The organism is Caballeronia sp. LjRoot31, assembly GCF_964253885.1.
GTDB lineage: Bacteria > Pseudomonadota > Gammaproteobacteria > Burkholderiales > Burkholderiaceae > Caballeronia.
In genome coordinates this window covers 3,627,226-3,648,266 of the sequence record NZ_CAXURX020000001.1, presented here as the reverse complement: position 1 = coordinate 3,648,266, position 21,041 = coordinate 3,627,226, and the positions used below count along the sequence as shown (strand labels likewise).

Below are 21,041 nucleotides of genomic sequence, written 5' to 3'. Positions count from 1 at the left end.
ATCTCTGAAAGAGGGGTTACCACGACTATAAAGACGGTCGCTGCGTTGATAAACAGCCGGCGAGGCAATGAATTGTGTCGCCGGTGTTGTTAATTATCCGTATCTTTCAGTCCCGGCCAAGCTGCCGCAATCGGATTGCCGAGCGCGAACATGTCGATCACGCGTTCGACCGTCTGATCGACCATTTCATCGATAGAAGCCGGACGATGGTAGAACGCCGGCAACGGCGGAAAAATAACGCCGCCCATTTCGGTGACCGAGGTCATATTGCGCAAATGCGCGAGGTTGAACGGCGTTTCGCGCACCATCAGCACCAGACGGCGGCGTTCTTTCAGCACGACGTCGGCGGCGCGGGTGATCAGATTGTCCGATAGCCCGAGCGCGATGCTCGCCAGCGTTTTCATCGAGCAAGGCGCGACGATCATGCCGTCGGTCGCGAACGATCCCGATGCGATGCTCGCACCGACATCGCGGACGTTATGCACGACATCTGCCAGCGCATGGACGGTGGTTTTATCGAGATCCAGCTCGTGCTGGATGTTCAGCCAACCCGCGCTGGAGATCAGCAAATGCGTTTCGACGCCACCCAGGCGGCGCAGCGTTTCCAGCAGCCGGACGCCATAGATTGAACCCGTTGCACCCGTGATGGCGACAATCAGCCGCCGCGGCGCGGGTACTTCGGGTGCTACGGGCGAAGGACGTGCGACGGACAATCTCAGGCAGCGGCGAACAATTGCTGCAGTTCGCCCGATTCGTACATTTCCATCATGATGTCCGAGCCGCCGATGAACTCACCCTTCACGTAAAGCTGAGGAATAGTCGGCCAGTTGGAGAATTCCTTGATGCCCTGGCGGACGCCTTCGTCTTCGAGGACATTGACGGTCTTGATCTCGGTCACGCCGCAAGCCTTCAGGACCTGGATGGCGCGGCCGGAGAAACCGCACATGGGGAACTGCGCGGTGCCCTTCATGAACAGCACGACCGGTGCTCCTTCGACGATTTCCTTGATGCGTTCTTGCGTATCCATGACGTTTCCTGCGATGCGTTGTAATGCGGGGTTGATTTTGGGTCGAGCAGTGAGACATGCGCTACTTCAAGCGAAATTTCTCACGCTAACGTGTCTGAAATGATAGCGGATTTCATTCGGGGCGGCGCAAAGCGGTTGGGACGGCTTGCGGCCCGTCTGCAGTTGGTTGACGCGCGCGTCAAGCCGTGAAAAATCCGCCGCTGACACGTTCGATACCAGCCAGATCACGCTCCGAGCGTACGTCGGAAAAGCCGCGCGCCGTCAGCAGGGCGCGTACGTCTGTGGCCTGATCGTAGCCGTGTTCCAGCCAGAGCGAGCCACCCGTCGCCAGGAGGAACGGCGCTGTCTGGACGATCGTGCGGATGGCGGCGAGTCCGTCGGCTTCGTCGGTGAGGGCGGTACGCGGTTCGAAGCGCAGATCGCCTTCGGAAAGATGAGGATCGTTCCGCGCTATATAGGGCGGATTGCTCACGATCAACTCAAAGCGCAGGGCGGGATCGAGGGCGTCTGTCCAGTTGCTTTCCAGCAGCGTGATTTCACCGCCCGGCCGGCCGGCATCAAGCAGCTTCGCTGCATTTCGCGCAGCGACCGCCAGCGCTTGCGTCGAACGATCGACCGCCCAGACATGCGCCTGCGGATGGGCCGATGCAATTCCTACTGCAATCGCACCGCTACCCGTGCCCAGATCGAGCACTCGCGGGGCTTCGACCCCGGCCATCTGTTCAAGCGCGATTTCCACCAGCAATTCAGTTTCCGGCCGCGGAATCAATACGTCCGGCGTGACCTCGAACTCAAGCCCGAAAAATTCCCGCGTTCCCACGAGTTGCGCGATCGGTTCGCCCGCCGCGCGCCGTTGGGCCAGCGCGTCGAAGCGATCGACGTTCTCCTCAGCCAGTTCTTCGTCGTCGCGTGTGATCAATTCGGTGCGCCGCCAGCCGAGCACATGCTCGAGCAAGATCCGCGTTTCGAGCGCGGGCAGGGGACACGCACGCATTAACCCGGCGACCGTCGTCATTCCGAATCGCCCAGCGCCGCCAGCAACTCGGCCTGATGTTCGCTGACGAGCGCGGCAACCAGATCATCGATATCGCCATCCATGATGGCGTCGAGCTTATACAGCGTGAGATTGATCCGATGATCCGTCATTCGCCCCTGCGGAAAGTTATACGTACGAATCCGTTCCGAACGATCGCCCGAGCCGATCAAACTCTTGCGCGTGGCTGCTTCCTTCGCGTGCTGCTCGTGATACTGCTTGTCCATGATCCGCGCGGCGAGCACCTTCAGCGCGCGATCCTTGTTCTTGTGCTGCGAGCGGTCGTCCTGGCATTCCACCACGATCCCAGTCGGCAAATGGGTCACGCGCACCGCTGAATCGGTCTTGTTGATGTGCTGGCCGCCCGCGCCGGAAGCGCGAAAGGTATCGATACGCAAGTCCGCCGGATTGATCACCACTTCGCCAATTTCGTCGGCTTCGGGCATCACCGCGACCGTACACGCCGACGTGTGAATGCGCCCCTGCGTTTCGGTCGCCGGCACCCGCTGTACGCGATGCCCGCCCGATTCGAACTTCAGCTTCGAGTACACGTTCTGGCCCGCGATCCGCACGATCACTTCTTTATAACCGCCGAGATCGGAGACGCTTTCCGACATCATTTCGACCGTCCAGCGATTGCGCTCGGCGTATCGGAGATACATGCGCAGCAGGTCGCCCGCGAACAGCGCGGATTCATCGCCGCCCGTGCCTGCCCGGATTTCGATGAAGATATTGCGGTCATCGTTGGGATCTTTTGGCAGCAACATGGCTTGCAGATCGCGCTCGATGGCCACCATCCGCTCGCGCGCCTCGCCAATTTCTTCCTCGGCGAAATCGCGCATGGACGGGTCAGAGAGCAATTCCATGGCGGTGGTTTCGTCGTTCGACGCCTGCCGCCACAACGCGTATTGCTCCACGACCGGCCCGATTTCGGCATTTTCCCGCGTGATCTTCCGATACTGATCCATATCGGCGGTCACATCTTCGCGGCTCATCAGGTCATTGAGTTCGGCCAGCCGGGTAGTCAGCTGGTCGAGCTTGTTTTGCATGCTCGTTTTCATGGAAGGCTGGAGCGAAGCTCCGGAGAAGACAGCGATCAGGAACGCGACCGCAAAGATGCTCGCATGCGGCGCAACTGCAGAAGAGACGAAAGAGGGGCGCTAAGTTTCCGACGGATCGGACGGATCGTTCGATCCCGACGGATGGCCGTGCTTGTAAAGCCCACCCATCAGGTCGATGAGCTGGTCGCGATTCTCACGGCTGGCACGGCTGAGCGCGTGCGTGGGGCCGTGGATCAGCTTGTTGGTCAGCGACTGCGACAGCGCTTCGAGCACCGCCGCCGGGTCGTCGCCACGCGCGAGCATCTTGCGGGCGCGTTCGACTTCGGCGCGGCGCATTGCGTCGGCTTGCGTGTGCATATGGCGGATCACCGGCACGATGCTGCGTGCGTCGAGCCATTGCATGAAGTTCTGCACACGGGTGTCGATGATCGATTCGGCCTGCGCCACCGCCGCTTGCCGGGACGCGCTGCCTTCGCGAACGATCGCGCCGAGGTCGTCGACGGTATAGAGGAATACGTCCTGCAGTTTGCCCACTTCGGGTTCGATGTCGCGCGGAACCGCGAGATCGACCATGAAAATCGGCCGATGGCGGCGTGCCTTGACGGCCCGTTCCACCGCGCCGAGTCCGATGATAGGCAAGGTGGATGCCGTGCACGACACGATGATGTCGAACTCGTGCATGCGTGCGGGCAACTCGGAGAGCGGAATGGAACGGCCGTTGAAGCGATCGGCGAGCTTTTCGCCGCGTTCGGCGGTGCGGTTCGCCACCACGAGCTCGCGCGGTTTTTGCGCGGCAAAATGCGTCGCGCATAACTCGATCATTTCGCCCGCGCCAATGAACAGCACGCGTTGGCCCGAAATGTTTTCGAAGATGCGCTGCGCGAGACGCACGGCCGCAGCGGCCATGGAAACAGATTGCGCCCCAATTTCAGTTGTCGTGCGCACTTCCTTTGCAACGGCAAAGGTGCGCTGGAACAGCTGGTTCAGATACGTGCCAAGCGCGCCGGCTTCGGACGCTGTGCGCACCGCATCCTTCATCTGGCCGACAATCTGCGTCTCGCCAAGCACCATGGAATCCAGTCCGGAGGCGACGCGAAATGCATGCCGCACCGCTTCGGACTGCGGCAGCGCGTAGACATGCGGCGCGAGCTCGGAGACCGGCAGGTTGTGATACTTGGACAGCCAATGGATGGCGGCGTCGCGGGCGGCTTTGTCATCGGTGGCGCAATACAGCTCCGTGCGATTGCACGTCGACAGGATTGCGGCTTCCGGTGCAGTCTTCCCCAGCGACCCCAGCCACAGATCTTTCAGCGCGCCGAGCGCTGGTTTGATCTGTTCGAGCGGAAACGCCACGCGTTCGCGCAAGGCGACAGGCGCAGTGTGGTGGTTGATTCCGATCGCGAGGAGCTGCATGTTTTGGGCCTGATCCGATGGCCTTGTGGGACCTTGGAATTTAGCCCGATATTATAGCCTTTCGCGGATTTCTTCATTTCCGGCTGGGAAACCCAAGCCAGACAAGCCGCCCGGAATGCCGTCCGCTTCAATCCGGTCCAGTTGGTAACCGTAGCCGTACAGCGGCGTCAACCGGTAACCGTTGTCGGGCCGGAGATGCAATTTCGTGCGCAGGCGGGACGCGTGGGTATCGAGTGTCCGCGACGCCATGTCGCTCCCTCGCGGCCACACCACTTCCATGATGTGTGCACGCGAGACGGCGCGCGAGAGGTTCGTGAACAGCAACCGGGCGAAGCGGAACTCCTTCGGCGTGAGCAAGACCCGCTGATCCACGAAACTCACGCTCAATTCCGACGCATTGAACCGATACTCGCCGAAATGCTCGGCGGCGGGCGTACGAACCGCGCTACGCCGCGCCAGTACTTCAACCCGGGCGGCCAGTTCAACGCAGCGGACGGGTTTGGCGACGCAATCGTCAGCGCCGGCTTTCAGGCACGCGACCATGTCGGATTCGCTCTGGCTCGCTGCGATCAACACGATGGGAAGCTGCGGCGCCAGTTGCCTGACCCGTTCGATGATTTCCGCGCCGATCATGTCGCGCGTTTCATTGGCGGCGATCAGCAAGTCGAATGTGTCGTACCTCATCCGATCCAGCAGCACGGGCGCAGTGGGGAAGAAATGGCAAAAATGGCCGTCCAGGACAAGCGTCCGGCGGATGAGTGCGGCGTGCTGAACGTCCGCGTCGATGATGGCGATTCGCATGATTTCCGACGCCGCCGCGCGCGCTGAGAGCGGGCTGGGCGGCGCGGCACTTGCTTGCCATCGCCATTCCAGCCCCCTAAACTCATTCGCTACGCTGCAAACGCCTTCCAGACCTTCTAGGTTTACAGAACCGAAAATGCTAGTTCACGAATCCGATTCAACCCATAGGTTTAGTCCTAATTCCGCTGGAACGCGCCGCTAATGGGGTGGCCTGGCATCGTATTTCTCGGTTTGGTGGTCGGGCTGGCCGGCTGGTGGCTGCACCCGTTGCGGCGTTTGGTCTCAAGGCCATTCGGCCAGCTATGGGCGGCGGGACTCGCGGGCATGGCGGCGGCGATAGTCGCGAAAATGCTCGGCAACATCACCGGCGCATTCCACGATGGTGACTCCCTTGAGTGGCTTGCGTGCGTGCTGTTGGCGCTGGCCGCCGTAACCGTCACGGTGGGACTGGCGGCGCGCCGTTGATCTTATGTTCGACGTAACAAAAAAATTCTGCAGGTGACTCCATGAACGATCGACTGAATTCCCCCGATGGCCAGATTTTCGCCCGGCGTATCGAATTGCTGCGCGGCGCCATGGCGCGTGAGGCGCTGGCCGCCGTGCTGGTGCCGTCGTCGGACCCGCACATCTCCGAGTACCTGCCGGAGCACTGGCAGGGGCGGCAGTGGCTATCAGGGTTCACCGGCTCGGTTGGAACGCTGGTCGTGACCGCCGATTTCGCCGGCGTGTGGGTCGACAGCCGTTATTGGACGCAGGCCGAGGCGCAACTGGCCGGGACCGGTATCGCGTTGATGAAGATGATGGCCGGACAGCAATCCGCCCCGCATGTGGACTGGCTCGCGGAGAATGTCGCGGCCGGCGAGACGGTGGCAGTCGATGGCGCCGTGCTCGGCGTGGCGGCGGCGCGGGCGCTGAAAGATGCGCTGACGGCGCGCGGGATCGTCTTGCGCACGGACCTGGATCTGCTCGATGCCGTCTGGCCGGAGCGGCCGGGTTTGCCGTCGGAGCGTGTGTACGAACACGTCGCGCCTCAGGCGAGCGTCACGCGTCCGGAAAAGCTGGCGGAAGTGCGGCGCGTGATGCGCGAGAAGGGCGCGCAGTGGCATTTCATCTCGACGCTCGACGATCTCGCGTGGCTGTTCAACCTGCGAGGCGCCGATGTCACCTATAACCCCGTCTTCGTCGCGCACGCGTTGATCGGACTGGATGACGCCGCATTGTTCGTCGGCGATGGCAAGATTTCCGCTGATCTCAAGGCGTCGCTGCTGACGGAGAACGTGCGCGTCGAGCCGTATTCCGATGTTGCCAATGCGCTTGCCGCGTTGCCCGCGGGCTCCACGTTGCTCATCGATCCGCGCCGGATCACGTTCGGCTCGCTCGAGAAAGTGCCGCCCGAGGTGAAGATCGTGGAAGCGGTGAACCCGTCGACGTTCGCCAAGTCGCGCAAGAGCCCCGCCGACGCCGCGCATATTCGCGCCACGATGGAACAGGACGGCGCGGCGCTCGCCGAATTCTTCGCGTGGTTCGAAGATACGCTTGGGCACGAGACGATCACGGAACTCACCATCGACGAAAAATTGACGGCTGCGCGTGCGCGCCGGCCCGGTTTCGTGACGTTGAGCTTTGCGACTATCGCCGGCTTCAATGCGAATGGCGCGATGCCGCATTACCGCGCGACCGAAGCCTCGCATTCGGTGATCGAAGGCAATGGCTTGCTGCTGATCGATTCGGGCGGTCAATACGTGAGCGGTACGACCGACATCACGCGCGTTGTACCCATCGGCACGATTACGGCTGAGCACAAACGTGATTTCACCATCGTGCTGAAGGGGACGATCGCGTTGTCGCGTGCGCATTTCCCGCGCGGCATTCGTTCACCCATGCTCGACGCCATCGCCCGTGCGCCCATCTGGGAAGCCGGCGCGGATTACGGACATGGCACGGGGCATGGCGTCGGTTATTTCCTGAATGTGCACGAAGGCCCGCAGGTCATCTCGCACTACGCGCCGGCCGAGCCATATACGGCGATGGAAGACGGCATGATCACGTCGATTGAACCGGGGCTTTATCGGCCTGGGAAATGGGGTATTCGGATCGAAAACCTGGTCATGAACGAGCTCGCTGGCAAAACCGAATTCGGCGATTTCCTCAAGTTCGAAACGCTGACGTTGTGTCCTATCGACACACGCTGCATCGACCTGGCCCTGCTGCGTGACGACGAACGCGCGTGGCTAAACGACTATCACGCAACGGTCCTCGAACGCGTCTCGCCGCATGTGTCCGGCGCGGCCAAAACGTGGCTCGAAAAACGCACGCAAGCAATCTGAACGGAGCAACGAACGCATGGCGATCAAGGCAGTAGTGTTCGATTTCGGCGGAGTGTTGATTGACTGGAATCCTGAGTATGTGTACAGCCGGCTGATTCCCGATCCAACCGAACGGCGCTGGTTCATGGACAACGTGGTCGCGATGGACTGGGTGCTGCAGCAGGACGCGGGGCAAACCATCGCCGATGGCAACGCTGAATTGATCGCCAGGTTTCCCGAGCATGAAGCCCTGATCCGCGCGTTTTACGAGCGCTGGCAGGAAATGGTGGCGGGCGTGCTGGAAGACGGAGTCGCGCTGGTCGACAAGCTCGAAGCCGCGGATGTGCCGCTTTTCGGGCTCACCAACTGGTCCGCCGAAACTTTCCCCTGGGCATGGGAGCGGTTTCCGGTGCTGCAGCGATTTCGCGAGGTGGTTGTGTCGGGGCGCGTGCTGGTCGCAAAACCCGATCCGGCGATTTTCGCGTTGATGTGGGCTGAAATTGAAAGGCATCTTCCGGGCATTCAGCCGCAGGAAGTCGTTTTTATCGATGACAACGCGAAGAACATCCGGGCTGCCACCACGCTTGGCTGGAACGCCGTGCATCACACGAACGCCGAGCAGACCGAAGCGCGCTTGAGGGCGCTCGGTTTGCCCGTGTGATTACTTTCTACTTTCCGAATAGATGCTTCAGCGTGTCGCCGATGCTCTTGACCACACCGCCGGCGTTCTTGGCCACGCCTTCGGTGTTCACGCCAACCACCTTGGCGAAGCCCGCCGCCAGCTTTTTCATCAAGCTCTCGTTGAGCGAAAACTTGGGGTCGCGCAGATCGCCGTCGAGTTCAAAGTCCAGCTTGATCTGATCGTGATTCTTCAGCGCGGCGATCGCGAGCTTGGTCGGAATGCTGAGGAAGGTGTCGAGCGGATTGCCGGTATCCGATAACTGCAGCCGGTTCAGCGTGATCGAACCCGGCGCGTGGATGCGGTAGTCGTGCACCGTGGCGTCGAGCGTAAGGTCAAGCGTGCCGCCCGTGATGCTGGTCTTCGCGCCCGCTTTCCTCAGCAGATACGGATCGAGCGTAACAATGTCGACGTTGCGCAAGGTCGTGTGGGTCTGCGAATCCTTGTTCGCGATTTTTATCCAGCCGTTGAACGCGACCGTGCCCGTGTGCGACGGTCCTTTGATCGACCCGGTCATGTCAAGCTTGGTCGGTTCGGCGAGCGCGGGAAGATGCAGGTTGTCGACGTTGGCCCGCGCATCGGCAATCAGGATCCTGTAGGGCGGCGTCTGCACGGATTCATCGAAGAACTCCATCGCGCCGCGCTCGAACGTGACGTGGTCGATCAGACGGTCTTCCTGCGCGTGTGCCGCGGCTTCGCTTGAACCGGCCTGAGCCTCGCGCGTCGACTGCCGGAGATTGGGCAGCAACTCGACGTGGCCATCGGCGAAACGCGCAACGGAGAGATAAAACCCGTCCACCGTCACATGGCGCAGATGCACGCGGTTGCTCAGGAGGGCGCGCATATCGATGTTCAGCGTCACGCGCTCGGCGCGCAGCGTGTCGTCCGTGGGCCAGCCTTGCGGTCCCCGCAGACGCACGCGGCTCAGCGTGATGCGCGCATAACCCACGTCGATATCTTCCACGGAGCCGAGCGGCCCGAGCGTTTCGAGCACGCGCGCCTTCATTTCATGCGCGACGAAAAACCCGCCGCCGACCACTGCCAACAGCAACACCACGATGATCGCGCCCGCCCACAGCGCCACGCGTTGCGCCTTTGTAACCGCCATCCCGATGTCCCCCATCCAAGCCGCGCGCGGGCGGCGATCCGGTGCGTTGTTGTTGGCCTTGCCGTGCTTATCGGACGATTGGCTTATAGCGCAGGCGTTTCGGCTTCGCCGCTTCTTCGCCCAGACGATTACGCTTGTCGGCTTCGTACTCTTGATAGTTGCCGTCGAAGAAGGTCACTTGCGAATCGCCTTCAAACGCGATGATGTGCGTCGCGATCCGGTCGAGGAACCAGCGATCGTGCGAAATCACCATCACCGATCCCGCGAATTCCAGCAACGCGTCTTCCAGCGCGCGCAGCGTTTCAACGTCCAGGTCGTTCGACGGCTCGTCCAGCAGCAGCACGTTGCCGCCTTCAATCAGCGTTTTCGCCAGATGCAGGCGGCCGCGTTCACCGCCCGAGAGCGCGCCGACGGTCTTTTGCTGATCGCCGCCCTTGAAGTTGAAGCGGCCGATATACGCCCGCGACGGCGTTTCGTACTTGCCGACCGTGAGTACGTCCGCGCCGCCCGAGATCTCTTCGAACACGGTCTTGTTGGCGTTGAGCGCATCGCGGCTTTGATCCACGTACGCCAGTTTCACCGTCGGACCCGTGACGATTTCGCCCGAATCCGGTTGTTCCTTACCCGTCAGCATGCGGAACAACGTGGATTTCCCTGCGCCATTTGGCCCGATAATTCCGACAATCGCGCCCGCCGGGATCTTCATGTTGAGGTTATCGATCAAGAGCCGGTCGCCGTAAGCCTTGCTCACGTTCTTGAACTCGATCACTTCATTGCCCAGCCGGTCGCCGACAGGGATGAAGATTTCCTGCGTTTCGTTGCGCTTCTGATATTCCTGGCTGTTGAGTTCCTCGAACCGTGCGATCCGCGCCTTCGACTTCGCCTGGCGTCCCTTCGGGTTCTGGCGCACCCATTCCAGCTCTTTCTTCAGCGCCTTCTGCCGCGCCGATTCCGTCGATTCTTCCTGCTTCAGCCGATCCTGCTTCTGGTCGAGCCAGCTGCTGTAGTTGCCCTTCCACGGAATGCCGTGGCCGCGGTCGAGTTCGAGAATCCACTCGGCGGCGTTATCGAGGAAATAGCGATCGTGGGTGACCGCCACGACCGTACCCGGATAGCGCGTCAGGAACTGTTCCAGCCAGTCCACCGATTCTGCGTCCAGGTGGTTGGTCGGTTCGTCGAGCAGCAGCATGTCGGGCTTTTGCAGCAGCAATTTGCACAGCGCCACGCGACGCTTTTCGCCGCCCGACAAATGTTCGATTTTCGCGTCCCACGCGGGCAAGCGCAGCGCGTCGGCGGCGACTTCGAGTTGTTGCTCGGGCGTGCCGCCGTCGCTGGTTGCAAGGATCGCTTCGTATTTGGCTTGCTCGGCGGCGAGGGCGTCGAAGTCGGCGTCGGGTTCCGCGTAAGCCGCGTAGATGGCGTCGAGCTTTTTCTGCGCGCTGAAGACTTCGCCGAGGCCGTCTTCAACCGCTTCGCGCACGGTTTGCTGCGGATCGAGTTGCGGTTCCTGCGGCAAATAGCCGATGTTCAGGTTCGGCATCGGCGTGGCTTCGCCTTCGATGTCCTTATCGACGCCTGCCATGATGCGGATCAGGGTCGACTTGCCGGAACCGTTCAGGCCGAGCAGGCCGATCTTGGCGCCGGGGAAAAACGACAGCGAGATGTCTTTCAGGATCTGGCGCTTGGGCGGCACGATCTTGCCGACGCGGTTCATGGTGAAGACGTATTGGGCCATTTGCGGGTTCGGTTGTCTTGAGGTTTGCGGTTTTACGGCGGGCTTCGGCCGGGCGGCTGTTGGTTCTTAAGCCTCTGCCGGGAAGCCCCTGGATTCAGTACGCGACGATGCGTCTCCCGCAGCGCGCGGGAAGTGACGACATTGTACTTCGATGAATATGGCTGCCTGGCGGGCGTTTATCGGCTTTGATGCCGGCGCCCAAGCGTTCTCAACGCCACGCTGCGACGCCGCCATGGCGCGAACACGTGCCGCTGCGATGCCGGCTGAAGCTCCACGTGCCATCGCGGCATCGCGCGGTGGCGCCGTCGGGGGCTTCGCCCGAACGCGAATGCGCCGGGGAGTGGACGGTTTGGCCGTCGTGATTGCGATAGGTCTGGTGGTTATCGAGGTCGGATTCGTTCGGGGAGGAATAGGCGTAGGCGAACGAGGCGGAGCCATTGAGCGCGAGGGCGGCGGCGAGGAGGATTGAAGCGGTGCGGCGATAGAAACGTGTCGTCATTGTTTTTGTTTTGGGCGCGAGGAGCGTGAACGCTTGCGCTGGCCGTTTGGGATCGCCGCATTATCGAACCGGCGATCCTTCTGGATCAATCAGGAATCGAGCGCTGCCGGATTCTTCGCGCGTGTTTTATCTTCCGATGCCAGCCGGCGGGCGACCATTTTCACGTCCTCCGCGGCAGGAAGGGTTTCCGGCCGGATGCCGCGTTCAAGGAGGGTCTTACGAACCGCCCCATTGTTGTTGATATGTTCCCGCGAGATCGCTTCTTCATTGCCAAGCTGTTTCTCGCGCGAATTGAAGATGGTGATTTCCGCTGCGAAATCCTTTGCCTTGAGAATGATCGTGGGCGCGAAATCGGCCAATGGCCGCTTGGCGGGGACCTTCCAATGCGACTTCATTTGCTGGGTGGATTTCTCGAACAAGGCGTGATCGCCTTTGCTCCGAATCATGCCGAAATCGTCGTTTCCACCGGTTTGTTCGAAAATCACTTCGGATAGCTCCTTTTCCGTATTGGTCAATTTCATGCGGGCGACCAGACGTTCCGAGTCGAGCAGGCGTTGCTCGATCAACTCGGCGCGTCGGGTCTGGACGGCAAAATAGGTCTGTGCAAACGCAATTTCGTGCTTCTTGGGATCGCCGTTTTGAGCGACAAGATAGCAGGCGTAGCGAGTGAGCATGATGTCATCGACTTCGCGCTGGCTGCCTGAGCCGAGGTCGACCATTTTCCTGACGTCAGGAAAATGGTCTGCTGCCGCATGCCCCGATGTTTCGCAGGCAATCTCAGCTTTGTTCACAACCTTGACGAAGTTCTCCCACTTCGCATACCCAAGCAGGTGCTGAAGGTCGCGAGCAAGCCAGAATTCGACGCCGTTATTGGTCTGCTGAGCATGCGCTTCGAAATGCTCGGTCAACGAGTAAATCAGTTCGGTCTTCATGTACACCGTCCAAGGTGGGTTGCGCGCGGTTGGCAAGCAAGGCAGCCGGCGCAAAGCAATAAAAAAAGCGGAAATCCCTTTATCAGGGACTCCGCTTTTAATCACAACCTCGAACAACCTCGGACGACAAATTATTACATCAGACGTTAAACAAGAAATTCATCACATCGCCGTCGTGCACGACATATTCCTTCCCCTCCGCCCGCATTTTCCCGGCTTCCTTCGCGCCTTGCTCGCCCTTGAACGCGACGAAGTCATCGAAGGCGATGGTCTGCGCGCGAATAAACCCGCGCTCGAAATCCGTGTGAATAGCGCCGGCGGCCTGTGGCGCGGTGTCGCCGATATGAATCGTCCATGCCCGCACTTCCTTCACGCCCGCCGTGAAATACGTTTGCAATCCGAGCAGCTTGTAACCCGCGCGAATCACGCGATCCAGGCCCGGCTCTTCCATGCCAATATCGGCCAGGAACTCCTGCTTGTCGGCGTCGTCGAGATCCGCGATTTCCGCTTCGATCGCCGCGCACACCGCCACCACCGGCGCGCCCTCGGCCTCCGCGTGCTTGCGCACCGCGTCCAGGTGCGGATTGTTCTCGAAACCATCGTCCTTCACGTTCGCCACGTACATGGTCGGCTTGGCCGTGATCAGGCACAGCGGCTTGATCAGCGCGAGTTCGTCTTCGCTCAGCTCCAGCGCTCGCACAGGCTTCGCCTGATCGAGTTGCGCCTGGATCTTTTCCAGCAAGGGGACGAGCTTCGCCGCTTCCTTGTCGTTGCCCGAGCGCGCCGACTTGGCGAAACGGTGATGAGCTTTCTCGACCGTCGCCAAATCCGCCAGCGCCAGTTCCGTATTGATGACTTCGATGTCCGCGAGCGGGTCGATCTTGTTCGCGACGTGAATCACGTTTTCGTCTTCGAAGCAGCGCACGACGTGCGTGATGGCATCGGTTTCGCGAATGTTCGCGAGGAACTTGTTGCCCAGGCCTTCGCCCTTGCTCGCGCCGGCGACCAGCCCCGCGATATCGACGAACTCAACAATGGCCGGAACCACGCGTTCGGGCTTGACTATCTCGGACAACGCCGCCAGACGGGGATCCGGCACTTCGACTACGCCGACATTCGGCTCGATCGTGCAGAACGGATAGTTTTCGGCGGCGATGCCGGCCTTGGTCAGTGCATTGAACAGTGTGGACTTGCCGACGTTAGGCAAGCCGACGATGCCGCATTGGAGGCTCATGGAATCCTTCGAACTGGTGAAACGGCGTGCGCCGCGTGGGTCAACGCTGGATGCGCGTGTCGCGGGTTTCACAACCCCGGCGACCAAGGCGCGTAGCGGGCGGCCACGTCGTACGGGCCGGAAAAACCGCTATTGTAGCGCCACGGCCGGGTCGGCTGGGCGGGCGGGATGTGCCGCTACAGGGCGTCGCACCCGCTGAAACACCGCATTGACCATCGATTCCCGGCATACCCCGGCGGCTATAATGGCCGCATGACTTTCCACTCAAGAAATTTTCATGCGGTCGTGGTCGGCGGCGGGCTCGTCGGCAAGACGGCGGCGCTCGCGCTGACACAATCCGGCCTGCGCACCGCGTTGCTGGCAACGCCTGCTGCAGCCCCGCCCGCCGCCGGCAGCTTCGATTCCCGCATCTACGCGCTGTCATCGAGCTCGCAGGCGCTGCTGGAACGGCTGCGCGTCTGGCAGGCGCTGGAGCGCGAAAAGCTCGGGCCGGTGCTGGACATGCGCGTTTTCGGCGATGCCTTCGCCGAACTGCATTTCTCCGCGTTCCAGGCGGCCGTGCCGCAATTGGCGTGGATTGTAGAGTCGTCGCTGATTGAACGATCGCTCGATGCCGCGCTGCGTTTCCAGCCGAACCTCACGTGGATCGATTCGCGCGCCCAGGGCCTGGCGATCCACGACGACGCCGCCCATCTGACCCTCGCAAACGGCGACACGCTCGAAACGGACCTGGTGGTCGGCGCGGATGGCGCGCATTCCTGGGTGCGGGCGCAGACGGGCGCGAAGATGCAGCGCCGGGATTATCGGCAAACGGGCGTGGTCGCGAACTTCAAGTGCGAAAAGCCGCACGGCGAGACGGCGTACCAATGGTTCCGCGATGGCGAGATCATCGCGTTGTTGCCGCTGCCCGGCGATCACGTGTCGCTGGTATGGTCCGCTAAAACCGAACACGCCGATACCCTCCTGAAACTCGATCCCGCCCAACTCGCGGCGGAAGTCGAAAAGGCCACGCAAAACATGCTTGGCGCGCTCGAATGCGTGACGCCCGCGCAGGGCTTTCCGCTCGCGCTGCAAACCGTGGACCGGCTGATCGGCGCACGTGTGGCGCTGGTGGGCGACGCTGCGCATCTGATTCACCCGCTGGCTGGGCAGGGCATGAACCTGGGTTTGCGCGATGTCGCCGCGCTGGCCGAAACCCTCGCCAACAAGGAAGCATTCCGCTCAGCCGGCGACCCGGTTTTACTGCGCCGCTATGAACGCACCCGTCGCGAGGACATCCAGAAATTGACGCTCGCCTGCGACGGCCTGCAGAAACTCTTCGCCATGCCCGGCACGCTCGCTCGCGGACTGCGCAATACCGGCATGGCGCTCGTGGGTGCACAACCGCTTATCAAGCGCTGGCTTGTGTCTGCGGCGCTTGGTTGAGACCCGGTCAAGAACATCCCACCTACTTCAGATTGATGGAAATTCGAATGAAAATCACTCTTCGCCGCGCCCTGGTCGCTGCTGCCACGTTGGCCGCGGTGTTTGGTATCGGCATCGCGGCACAAGCCGATCAGACCACCGACAAGATCAAGGCCACGCTGCAATCGCGCATTGGTGACGCCGACATCAAAAGCGTCGAGAAGTCCCCGGTTCCGGGGCTCTACGAAGTCAACCTCGGCGCACAGATCGTGTACACGGACGCGACCGGCAACTATCTGCTGATGGGCGATCTCGTCGATACCCGCACGCGCACGAACATCACCGAAGCGCGCCTGGCGGAAACGAACAAGATCGACTTCGCGAAGCTGCCGTTCGAGAACGCGGTCAAAGTGGTGAAGGGCACGGGCGCGCGCAAGATCGCGGTGTTCTCCGATCCGAATTGCCCGTACTGTAAGCAGCTCGAAACCACGCTCAAATCCGTCGATAACGTCACCATCTACACCTTCCTGTACCCGGTTTTGTCGCCGGATTCGTCGGTCAAGTCGAAGTCGATCTGGTGCTCGAAGGACCGTTCGGGCGCCTGGGAAGGTTGGATGCTCGACCACACGACGCCGACCGCCGCCGCCAGCTGCGACACAACCGCCATCGACAAGAACCTGAAGCTCGGCCAGTCGATGAACGTCACCGGTACGCCGACCGTTTTCCTCGCCGACGGACGCCGTCTGCCCGGCGCAGTGCCGGCCGATCGGCTGGAGAAGGAATTGTCGGCGGTTCACTGAAGTCCGCTGTCGATTCGTGGACCAACGACGAAGGAGGCGCGCGAAGCGCCTCTTTCGCTTTCATGAACTTCCACTTGCCTGATTCTGCAATGAGCGGTTCAACCGCGAAAAGCCCGGACAGCCAAACCCGGCGACAAGAACAAAAGGACCTCGACGCATGAACGCCATCCGTTACACCATCGTTCCGAAAAATCCCGCTGCGCATCTGTTCGAAGTGACGCTGACCGTCGCGCAACCCGATCCGTCGGGCCAGCGTTTTGTGCTGCCTGTGTGGATTCCGGGCAGCTACATGATCCGCGAATTCGCCCGCAATATCGTGACGCTGCAGGCGTTCAACGCGGCCGGCCGCAAGCTCGCCATCGATAAAACCGACAAGCACGCCTGGGCAACCGCACCGCACGATGGCCCGATCACGCTGCGTTACGAGGTCTACGGCTGGGACCTGTCGGTGCGTGCCGCGCATCTCGACGACACCATCGGTTTTTTCAACGGCACGAGCGTGTTCCTCGCGGTGGAAGGGCAGGCGGATGCGCTGTGCATTGTCGATATTCAAAAGCCTGCGGGCACGCAATACGCGAACTGGCGCGTGGCGACGGCATTGCCCGAGGCGCGCGGCACGAAGCGCTATGGCTTCGGTGCGTATGAAGCGCCGAATTACGATGCGCTGATCGATCATCCCGTGACGCTCGGCGAGTTCGCGCTCGGTTCCTTCGATGCCCACGGCGCGAAGCACGACATCGTGATTTCAGGCCGCGTGACCGGGCTCGATATGCATCGCCTGGAAACCGACCTCAAGCGCGTTTGCGAGTCGCAAATTGCGTTGTTCGAGCCGCGCACGAAGAAGGCGCCGGTTGATCGTTATGTGTTCATGACGGTCGCTGTCGCCGATGGTTACGGTGGCCTGGAACATCGTGCATCGACGGCGCTGATCTGCAATCGCGCCGATCTGCCCGTTGCCGGGCGCCCGGATGTGACGGATGGTTATCGGACGTATCTTGGTCTTTGCAGCCACGAATATTTCCATACGTGGAACGTGAAGCGCATCAAACCGGCCGCGTTCGCGCCGTACGATTTATCGCAGGAAAATTACACGTCGCTGCTGTGGTTGTTCGAAGGTTTTACGTCCTACTACGACGACCTGATGCTCGTGCGCAGCGGCCTGATCAGCGCGAGCGAGTATTTTTCGCTTCTGGGAAAGACGCTCGGTGGCGTGTTGCGTGGGTCGGGGCGGCTCAAGCAGACCGTGGCCGAAAGTTCGTTCGATGCCTGGGTCAAATATTATCGGCAGGACGAAAACGCGGCGAACGCGATTGTCAGCTATTACCAGAAGGGTTCGCTCGTCGCGCTCGCTTTCGATCTGTCGATCCGCGCGCAAACCGAAGGCAAGAAGTCACTCGACGACGTCATGCGGCTTCTGTGGCAACGTTACGGCCGGGATTTTTATCACGGCAAAGCGCGGGGTATCGAAGAAAGCGAGGTGGAAGCCTTGTTCGCCGAAGCTACCGGCGCCGATTTGAAAAAGCTATTCCGCGACGGTGTCCACGGGACGCGTGATCTGCCGCTCGATACTTTGTTCGAGCCCTTCGGCATCACGTTCGCGCCCGATGTCGCGACCAACGGCACGGCGGGGAAACCGTCGCTCGGCGCGCGGATTCGCAATGGCGCGGATTGCGTACTCGCGGCCGTCCACGAGAATAGCGCGGCGCAGAAGGCGGGGTTATCGGCGGGTGACGTGCTGGTTGCAATCGACGGCTTGCGCGTGACCGGATCGAATCTCGACACGCTGCTTGCGCGCTATTTGCCAGGCGCGAAGGTGGAGGTGCACGCATTCCGTCGTGACGAATTGCGTGTCACGCAGGTCAGGCTCGATCCGCCGGAAGTATCGCGTTATGTGCTTTCCACTGCCGATGGGCGCGGTCCGTCGAAGCAATGGCGCGAACGCTGGCTGAAAGGTTGAGGCGTTAAAGCAGCGCTAAAGGCGGATTGTTCTATTGTTGCAACAATCCGTCACGAGTGCGCAGCTTGTTCCCGGCGTCGTAAAAAAGAAGAATGCGTCCTGTCAGAGCGCGATCCGTGCTCGAACTCAACAGACACAGGAATCATTATGACGACCATTCTTCAAATCAATTCCGCAGCTCGCTCGCAAGGCGCCCAATCAACGTTGCTCGCTGACGAAGTGTCGGCGAAGCTGCAGCAAGTGCACCCGGGTGCGAAGCTAGTCGTGCGCAATCTCCTCTCCGACAACCTTCCCCACCTCGACGATGCCACGCTCGGCGCATTCTTCACGCCCGCCGACCAACGCACGGCTGAACAAAACGCGATCCACGCCAAGAGCGAAGCGCTTATCGCCGAATTGCAAGCGGCTGACGTGGTCGTGATCGCAGCGCCGATGTACAACTTCGGCATTTCGTCGCAGCTGAAGGCGTACTTCGACTGGATCGCACGTGCGGGCATCACGTTCAAGTACGGTGCGAACGGCCCGGAAGGCCTGGTGACGGGCAAGAAGGTGGTAGTTGTATCGGCACGTGGCGGCAAGTACAGCGGCACGCCGAACGACTCGCAAACGCCGTATCTGAAGTCGTTCCTCGGTTTCCTGGGCATGACCGACGTCAGCTTCATCTTCGCCGAAGGCCTGGCAATGGGCCCGGACGCTGCCGGCGCCGCTTTGGCTACCGCACGCGACTCGATCGCCGCGCTGTAAGCAAGTTTGTGAAGTAAGCAGGACGCTTTTGAAAAAACCCGCCGTGTCGTGAGACATCGGCGGGTTTTTTACGCTGGGACGTCAGGCAAACGCCAGTCGATGGCGCGTCGCCCGTGTTGCTCAAGATACGTATTCGCCGACACAAAATGCCCGCAACCCAGAAAGCCGCGATGCGCTGACAGCGGAGACGGGTGGGGCGCTTCCAGCACGCAGTGCGCCTTCCCGGATGCCACCGCCGACGCGATCAATCCTCGTTTTGCCTGCGCATGCGCACCCCAAAGCATGAACACGAGATGTTCGTGCCGAAGGGCAAGTTCGTGGATCAGCGTGTCGGTGCAATGCTCCCAGCCGCGTTTGGCGTGGCTGCCGGCTTTATCGCGTTCCACCGTCAGCGATGTGTTCAACAGCAGCACGCCTTGTTGCGCCCAAGCGTCGAGGCAACCGTGAGCGGGCGCAGTAAAACCAAGGCTGGCGTTGATTTCCTTGAAGATATTTTTCAGCGATGGCGGCGGCCGAACCGGCTCCGGCACCGAAAACGCCAGGCCGTGAGCTTGCGGCGCACCGCGATCTTCGCCGTGGTAAGGATCCTGTCCGAGGATGACGACCTTCACATCGCCGGGACGAGTCAGACGCAACGCGCGGAAGACATCGGCGGGATACACGGTCTTGCCGGCGGCGCGCTCGGCGTCGACGAACGCGCACAACGCGGCGTAATGCGGGCTGTCGATAAAAGTCTTCAGATGCTTGCGCCAGTCCGCCGGCAACGCGTCGAACTGACTTTCGAGCGACGTGAACGGTTCGAGCTGGGTTTTCGGTGACTCAGCTTCAAATAGTGACGCCTGACTCATTTCACGCCGCCGTTGGAGCCAGCTACTTTGGACTCGCACAGGTCGTAGCCTCGGCGTGCCTTGCTGGCGTCCTCAGGCTGGAGATACAGAAACGCTCCCCGCATTTGCGCGGCAAGGGCGTTCAATGCTTCCTCGTTGCCGGATTTCAGTTCGAGTTCGAGTTCGCTGATCGGCGTGGTCAGGCGCTCGCCGTTCACATCAGCCACCACCTCGCCGAGATCCAGCGCGGCTTCAATCCGCGCACCGTCGATCTCGATGTCCCAGATCACGCGTGAGAAATCGGTGCGGAACAGCGCGGCCAATTCGGGCGCGGCGTCGCTGAGCGCATTGGCGGCGTGCTCGTCATCGCAAATTTCAAGCAGGGCGGGGATTTCCAGCGCTTCGCCGGCTACGGGCCGCTCCCACTCGTGGCGGTTGTGCAAACCGCCCGTCGATTCACCCGCCGTCTTGTACGTTTGCAACCATTGATCCGGCGTACCGCGCAGACGCACCGCACTTTTCGCCTTCGCGAGCGCACGGTCAGGGGTATCGAAGTACACGTTGGTGAGCTGGATCTTGCGGCCTTCCCGACCGGTGCGTTGCGTCAGGTCCTTCGCTATCTCGCCATGTTCCGACGTAGGCAGCGCCAGTTTGATCTCGCGTTCAATACTCAAAATAAACTCCGTGCAACAGCGTCAGAAGAACATTCGCGCCAGTTCGGTACCGGGATCGTCGGCGCGCATGAACGCCTCGCCGACCAGGAACGTCTGCACGTCCATGGCGCGTAGCCGGTCGACATCGACGCGGCTCAGAATGCCCGATTCGGTCACCACTATACGATCTTCCGGAACCATGTCCAGCATGCCGATCGTCGTTTCAATCGATGTCTCGAACGTGCGGAGATTGCGGTTATTCACACCGATCAACGGTGTCTTCAACGTAAGCGATTGCTCGAGTTCGTCGCGATCGTGAACTTCCACGAGCACCGCCAGCCCGAGCGAGTGCGCGTACGCTTCCAGATCGCGCATTTGCAAGGGCTGGAGCGCGGCGGCGATCAACAGAATGCAGTCGGCGCCCATCGCGCGGGCTTCCAGGATCTGATAAGGATCGACAATGAAGTCCTTGCGCAGAACCGGCAGGCTGCAAGCGGCGCGCGCTTCTTCGAGATACGCAACGCTGCCCTTGAAGAACTGCACGTCGGTTAGCACCGACAAACACGCGGCGCCGCCTTGTTCGTACGATTTCGCGATTTCGGCGGGGACGAAGTTCTCGCGCAATACGCCCTTCGACGGACTCGCTTTCTTCACTTCCGCGATGATCGCCGGCTTCCCCGCGGCGTGCTTCACGCGCAATGCGCCGACGAAGTCGCGCGAGTCGCGCGTGCTCGCCTGCAAACGCAGTTCCTCGAGCGACACGCTTTCCTGCGCGATGCGAATTTCGCCTCGTTTGACTTCGATAATGCGGTCGAGAATGTCACTCAT

Annotated in this window: 21 protein-coding genes; 7 read left to right on the top strand and 14 right to left on the bottom strand. The window is 61.1% G+C overall.

From position 1 onward, the window contains the following. Positions 1-89: 89 nt before the first annotated feature. The 6 genes from ACSQ8V_RS16205 to ACSQ8V_RS16180 form a co-directional block, all read right to left on the bottom strand. Positions 90-713 carry a UbiX family flavin prenyltransferase gene (locus tag ACSQ8V_RS16205; protein WP_436206351.1) on the bottom strand — a complete coding sequence of 208 codons (624 nt, stop codon included), beginning with the start codon at positions 711-713 and terminating at the stop codon, positions 90-92. A 2-nt stretch (positions 714-715) separates the two neighbouring features. Continuing rightward, positions 716-1,027: a Grx4 family monothiol glutaredoxin gene (grxD, locus tag ACSQ8V_RS16200; protein WP_213768472.1), complete on the bottom strand. Its 312-nt coding sequence runs from the start codon at positions 1,025-1,027 to the stop codon at positions 716-718. Between the two features lie 178 nt (positions 1,028-1,205). Next, positions 1,206-2,042 (bottom strand): peptide chain release factor N(5)-glutamine methyltransferase, encoded by an 837-nt coding sequence (gene prmC, locus ACSQ8V_RS16195; RefSeq protein WP_436206350.1) that lies wholly within the window; start codon positions 2,040-2,042, stop codon positions 1,206-1,208. After that, positions 2,039-3,121, bottom strand: a complete 1,083-nt coding sequence (gene prfA, locus ACSQ8V_RS16190) for a peptide chain release factor 1 (RefSeq protein WP_213768474.1) — start codon at positions 3,119-3,121, stop codon at positions 2,039-2,041. Before prfA ends, prmC begins: the two co-directional genes overlap by 4 nt. A gap of 99 nt (positions 3,122-3,220) precedes the next feature. Next, a complete protein-coding gene (gene hemA, locus ACSQ8V_RS16185; RefSeq protein WP_436182807.1) occupies positions 3,221-4,534 on the bottom strand; it encodes a glutamyl-tRNA reductase in 1,314 nt (437 codons plus the stop codon). Between the two features lie 51 nt (positions 4,535-4,585). Beyond that, positions 4,586-5,335: a response regulator transcription factor gene (locus tag ACSQ8V_RS16180; protein ID WP_213768476.1), complete on the bottom strand. Its 750-nt coding sequence runs from the start codon at positions 5,333-5,335 to the stop codon at positions 4,586-4,588. 201 nt (positions 5,336-5,536) lie between these two features. Between ACSQ8V_RS16180 and ACSQ8V_RS16175 the strand changes: the two genes are divergently transcribed. From ACSQ8V_RS16175 to ACSQ8V_RS16165, 3 genes are read left to right on the top strand one after another with little or no spacing between them, the layout of a single operon-like run. Then, positions 5,537-5,800 carry a hypothetical protein gene (locus ACSQ8V_RS16175; RefSeq protein ID WP_436206349.1) on the top strand — a complete coding sequence of 88 codons (264 nt, stop codon included), beginning with the start codon at positions 5,537-5,539 and terminating at the stop codon, positions 5,798-5,800. 41 nt (positions 5,801-5,841) lie between these two features. Continuing rightward, positions 5,842-7,662: an aminopeptidase P family protein gene (locus tag ACSQ8V_RS16170; RefSeq protein ID WP_436206348.1), complete on the top strand. Its 1,821-nt coding sequence runs from the start codon at positions 5,842-5,844 to the stop codon at positions 7,660-7,662. Between the two features lie 16 nt (positions 7,663-7,678). Continuing rightward, entirely contained in the window at positions 7,679-8,302 is a 624-nt protein-coding gene (locus ACSQ8V_RS16165) for an HAD family hydrolase (protein ID WP_436206347.1), read from the top strand. A 7-nt stretch (positions 8,303-8,309) separates the two neighbouring features. Here ACSQ8V_RS16165 and ACSQ8V_RS16160 read toward each other — a convergent pair whose 3' ends face one another. The 5 genes from ACSQ8V_RS16160 to ychF all read right to left on the bottom strand — a co-directional run bounded on the left by ACSQ8V_RS16160 (position 8,310) and on the right by ychF (position 13,828). Beyond that, positions 8,310-9,428, bottom strand: coding sequence for a DUF748 domain-containing protein (locus ACSQ8V_RS16160; protein WP_436206346.1), 1,119 nt, complete (start codon positions 9,426-9,428; stop codon positions 8,310-8,312). A gap of 67 nt (positions 9,429-9,495) precedes the next feature. Then, complete coding sequence (gene ettA / locus ACSQ8V_RS16155; RefSeq protein ID WP_436206345.1) at positions 9,496-11,163, bottom strand: energy-dependent translational throttle protein EttA; 1,668 nt, start codon at positions 11,161-11,163, stop codon at positions 9,496-9,498. 208 nt (positions 11,164-11,371) lie between these two features. Next, complete coding sequence (locus ACSQ8V_RS16150) at positions 11,372-11,662, bottom strand: DUF3761 domain-containing protein (protein ID WP_436206344.1); 291 nt, start codon at positions 11,660-11,662, stop codon at positions 11,372-11,374. A gap of 89 nt (positions 11,663-11,751) precedes the next feature. Next, on the bottom strand, positions 11,752-12,594 hold the full coding sequence (gene dinD, locus ACSQ8V_RS16145; RefSeq protein ID WP_436206343.1) for a DNA damage-inducible protein D: 843 nt from the start codon (positions 12,592-12,594) through the stop codon (positions 11,752-11,754). 139 nt (positions 12,595-12,733) lie between these two features. Next, complete coding sequence (gene ychF, locus ACSQ8V_RS16140) at positions 12,734-13,828, bottom strand: redox-regulated ATPase YchF (RefSeq protein ID WP_436206342.1); 1,095 nt, start codon at positions 13,826-13,828, stop codon at positions 12,734-12,736. A 252-nt stretch (positions 13,829-14,080) separates the two neighbouring features. Between ychF and ACSQ8V_RS16135 the strand changes: the two genes are divergently transcribed. The 4 genes from ACSQ8V_RS16135 (at position 14,081) to ACSQ8V_RS16120 (ending at position 18,733) form a co-directional block, all read left to right on the top strand. After that, positions 14,081-15,253: a UbiH/UbiF family hydroxylase gene (locus tag ACSQ8V_RS16135; protein ID WP_436206341.1), complete on the top strand. Its 1,173-nt coding sequence runs from the start codon at positions 14,081-14,083 to the stop codon at positions 15,251-15,253. A 47-nt stretch (positions 15,254-15,300) separates the two neighbouring features. After that, positions 15,301-16,032, top strand: a complete 732-nt coding sequence (locus tag ACSQ8V_RS16130; RefSeq protein ID WP_436206340.1) for a DsbC family protein — start codon at positions 15,301-15,303, stop codon at positions 16,030-16,032. A 157-nt stretch (positions 16,033-16,189) separates the two neighbouring features. Continuing rightward, positions 16,190-17,989 (top strand): M61 family metallopeptidase, encoded by a 1,800-nt coding sequence (locus tag ACSQ8V_RS16125; RefSeq protein WP_436206339.1) that lies wholly within the window; start codon positions 16,190-16,192, stop codon positions 17,987-17,989. Between the two features lie 147 nt (positions 17,990-18,136). Next, a complete protein-coding gene (locus ACSQ8V_RS16120; RefSeq protein ID WP_213768488.1) occupies positions 18,137-18,733 on the top strand; it encodes an FMN-dependent NADH-azoreductase in 597 nt (198 codons plus the stop codon). Between the two features lie 68 nt (positions 18,734-18,801). Here ACSQ8V_RS16120 and ACSQ8V_RS16115 read toward each other — a convergent pair whose 3' ends face one another. Genes ACSQ8V_RS16115 through trpC form a run of 3 tightly spaced genes read right to left on the bottom strand, consistent with a single transcriptional unit; the run spans position 18,802 to position 21,041 of the window. Further along, positions 18,802-19,581, bottom strand: coding sequence for a uracil-DNA glycosylase (locus ACSQ8V_RS16115; RefSeq protein WP_436206338.1), 780 nt, complete (start codon positions 19,579-19,581; stop codon positions 18,802-18,804). Continuing rightward, positions 19,578-20,234 carry a CYTH domain-containing protein gene (locus ACSQ8V_RS16110; RefSeq protein WP_436206337.1) on the bottom strand — a complete coding sequence of 219 codons (657 nt, stop codon included), beginning with the start codon at positions 20,232-20,234 and terminating at the stop codon, positions 19,578-19,580. The genes ACSQ8V_RS16115 and ACSQ8V_RS16110 overlap by 4 nt, the downstream gene beginning before the upstream one ends. 21 nt (positions 20,235-20,255) lie before the next feature. Beyond that, the gene (gene trpC / locus ACSQ8V_RS16105) at positions 20,256-21,041 is read right to left on the bottom strand and encodes an indole-3-glycerol phosphate synthase TrpC (protein ID WP_436206336.1); all 786 of its coding nucleotides are present in this window, start codon (positions 21,039-21,041) and stop codon (positions 20,256-20,258) included.

Excerpts from the sequence above, each read along its gene's own strand:
- ACSQ8V_RS16165 (WP_436206347.1), top strand. The coding sequence starts at position 7,679 with ATGGCGATCAAGGCAGTAGTGTTCGATTTCGGCGGAGTGTTGATTGAC.
- ACSQ8V_RS16160 (WP_436206346.1), bottom strand. The coding sequence starts at position 9,428 with ATGGCGGTTACAAAGGCGCAACGCGTGGCGCTGTGGGCGGGCGCGATC.
- ACSQ8V_RS16180 (WP_213768476.1), bottom strand. The coding sequence starts at position 5,335 with ATGCGAATCGCCATCATCGACGCGGACGTTCAGCACGCCGCACTCATC.
- ychF (WP_436206342.1), bottom strand. The coding sequence starts at position 13,828 with ATGAGCCTCCAATGCGGCATCGTCGGCTTGCCTAACGTCGGCAAGTCC.
- prmC (WP_436206350.1), bottom strand. The coding sequence starts at position 2,042 with ATGACGACGGTCGCCGGGTTAATGCGTGCGTGTCCCCTGCCCGCGCTC.
- ACSQ8V_RS16120 (WP_213768488.1), top strand. The coding sequence starts at position 18,137 with ATGACGACCATTCTTCAAATCAATTCCGCAGCTCGCTCGCAAGGCGCC.
- ACSQ8V_RS16175 (WP_436206349.1), top strand. The coding sequence starts at position 5,537 with ATGGGGTGGCCTGGCATCGTATTTCTCGGTTTGGTGGTCGGGCTGGCC.
- ACSQ8V_RS16135 (WP_436206341.1), top strand. The coding sequence starts at position 14,081 with ATGACTTTCCACTCAAGAAATTTTCATGCGGTCGTGGTCGGCGGCGGG.
- hemA (WP_436182807.1), bottom strand. The coding sequence starts at position 4,534 with ATGCAGCTCCTCGCGATCGGAATCAACCACCACACTGCGCCTGTCGCC.
- grxD (WP_213768472.1), bottom strand. The coding sequence starts at position 1,027 with ATGGATACGCAAGAACGCATCAAGGAAATCGTCGAAGGAGCACCGGTC.
- trpC (WP_436206336.1), bottom strand. The coding sequence starts at position 21,041 with ATGAGTGACATTCTCGACCGCATTATCGAAGTCAAACGAGGCGAAATT.
- prfA (WP_213768474.1), bottom strand. The coding sequence starts at position 3,121 with ATGAAAACGAGCATGCAAAACAAGCTCGACCAGCTGACTACCCGGCTG.
- ettA (WP_436206345.1), bottom strand. The coding sequence starts at position 11,163 with ATGGCCCAATACGTCTTCACCATGAACCGCGTCGGCAAGATCGTGCCG.
- ACSQ8V_RS16150 (WP_436206344.1), bottom strand. The coding sequence starts at position 11,662 with ATGACGACACGTTTCTATCGCCGCACCGCTTCAATCCTCCTCGCCGCC.
- ACSQ8V_RS16125 (WP_436206339.1), top strand. The coding sequence starts at position 16,190 with ATGAACGCCATCCGTTACACCATCGTTCCGAAAAATCCCGCTGCGCAT.
- ACSQ8V_RS16115 (WP_436206338.1), bottom strand. The coding sequence starts at position 19,581 with ATGAGTCAGGCGTCACTATTTGAAGCTGAGTCACCGAAAACCCAGCTC.
- dinD (WP_436206343.1), bottom strand. The coding sequence starts at position 12,594 with ATGAAGACCGAACTGATTTACTCGTTGACCGAGCATTTCGAAGCGCAT.
- ACSQ8V_RS16130 (WP_436206340.1), top strand. The coding sequence starts at position 15,301 with ATGAAAATCACTCTTCGCCGCGCCCTGGTCGCTGCTGCCACGTTGGCC.
- ACSQ8V_RS16170 (WP_436206348.1), top strand. The coding sequence starts at position 5,842 with ATGAACGATCGACTGAATTCCCCCGATGGCCAGATTTTCGCCCGGCGT.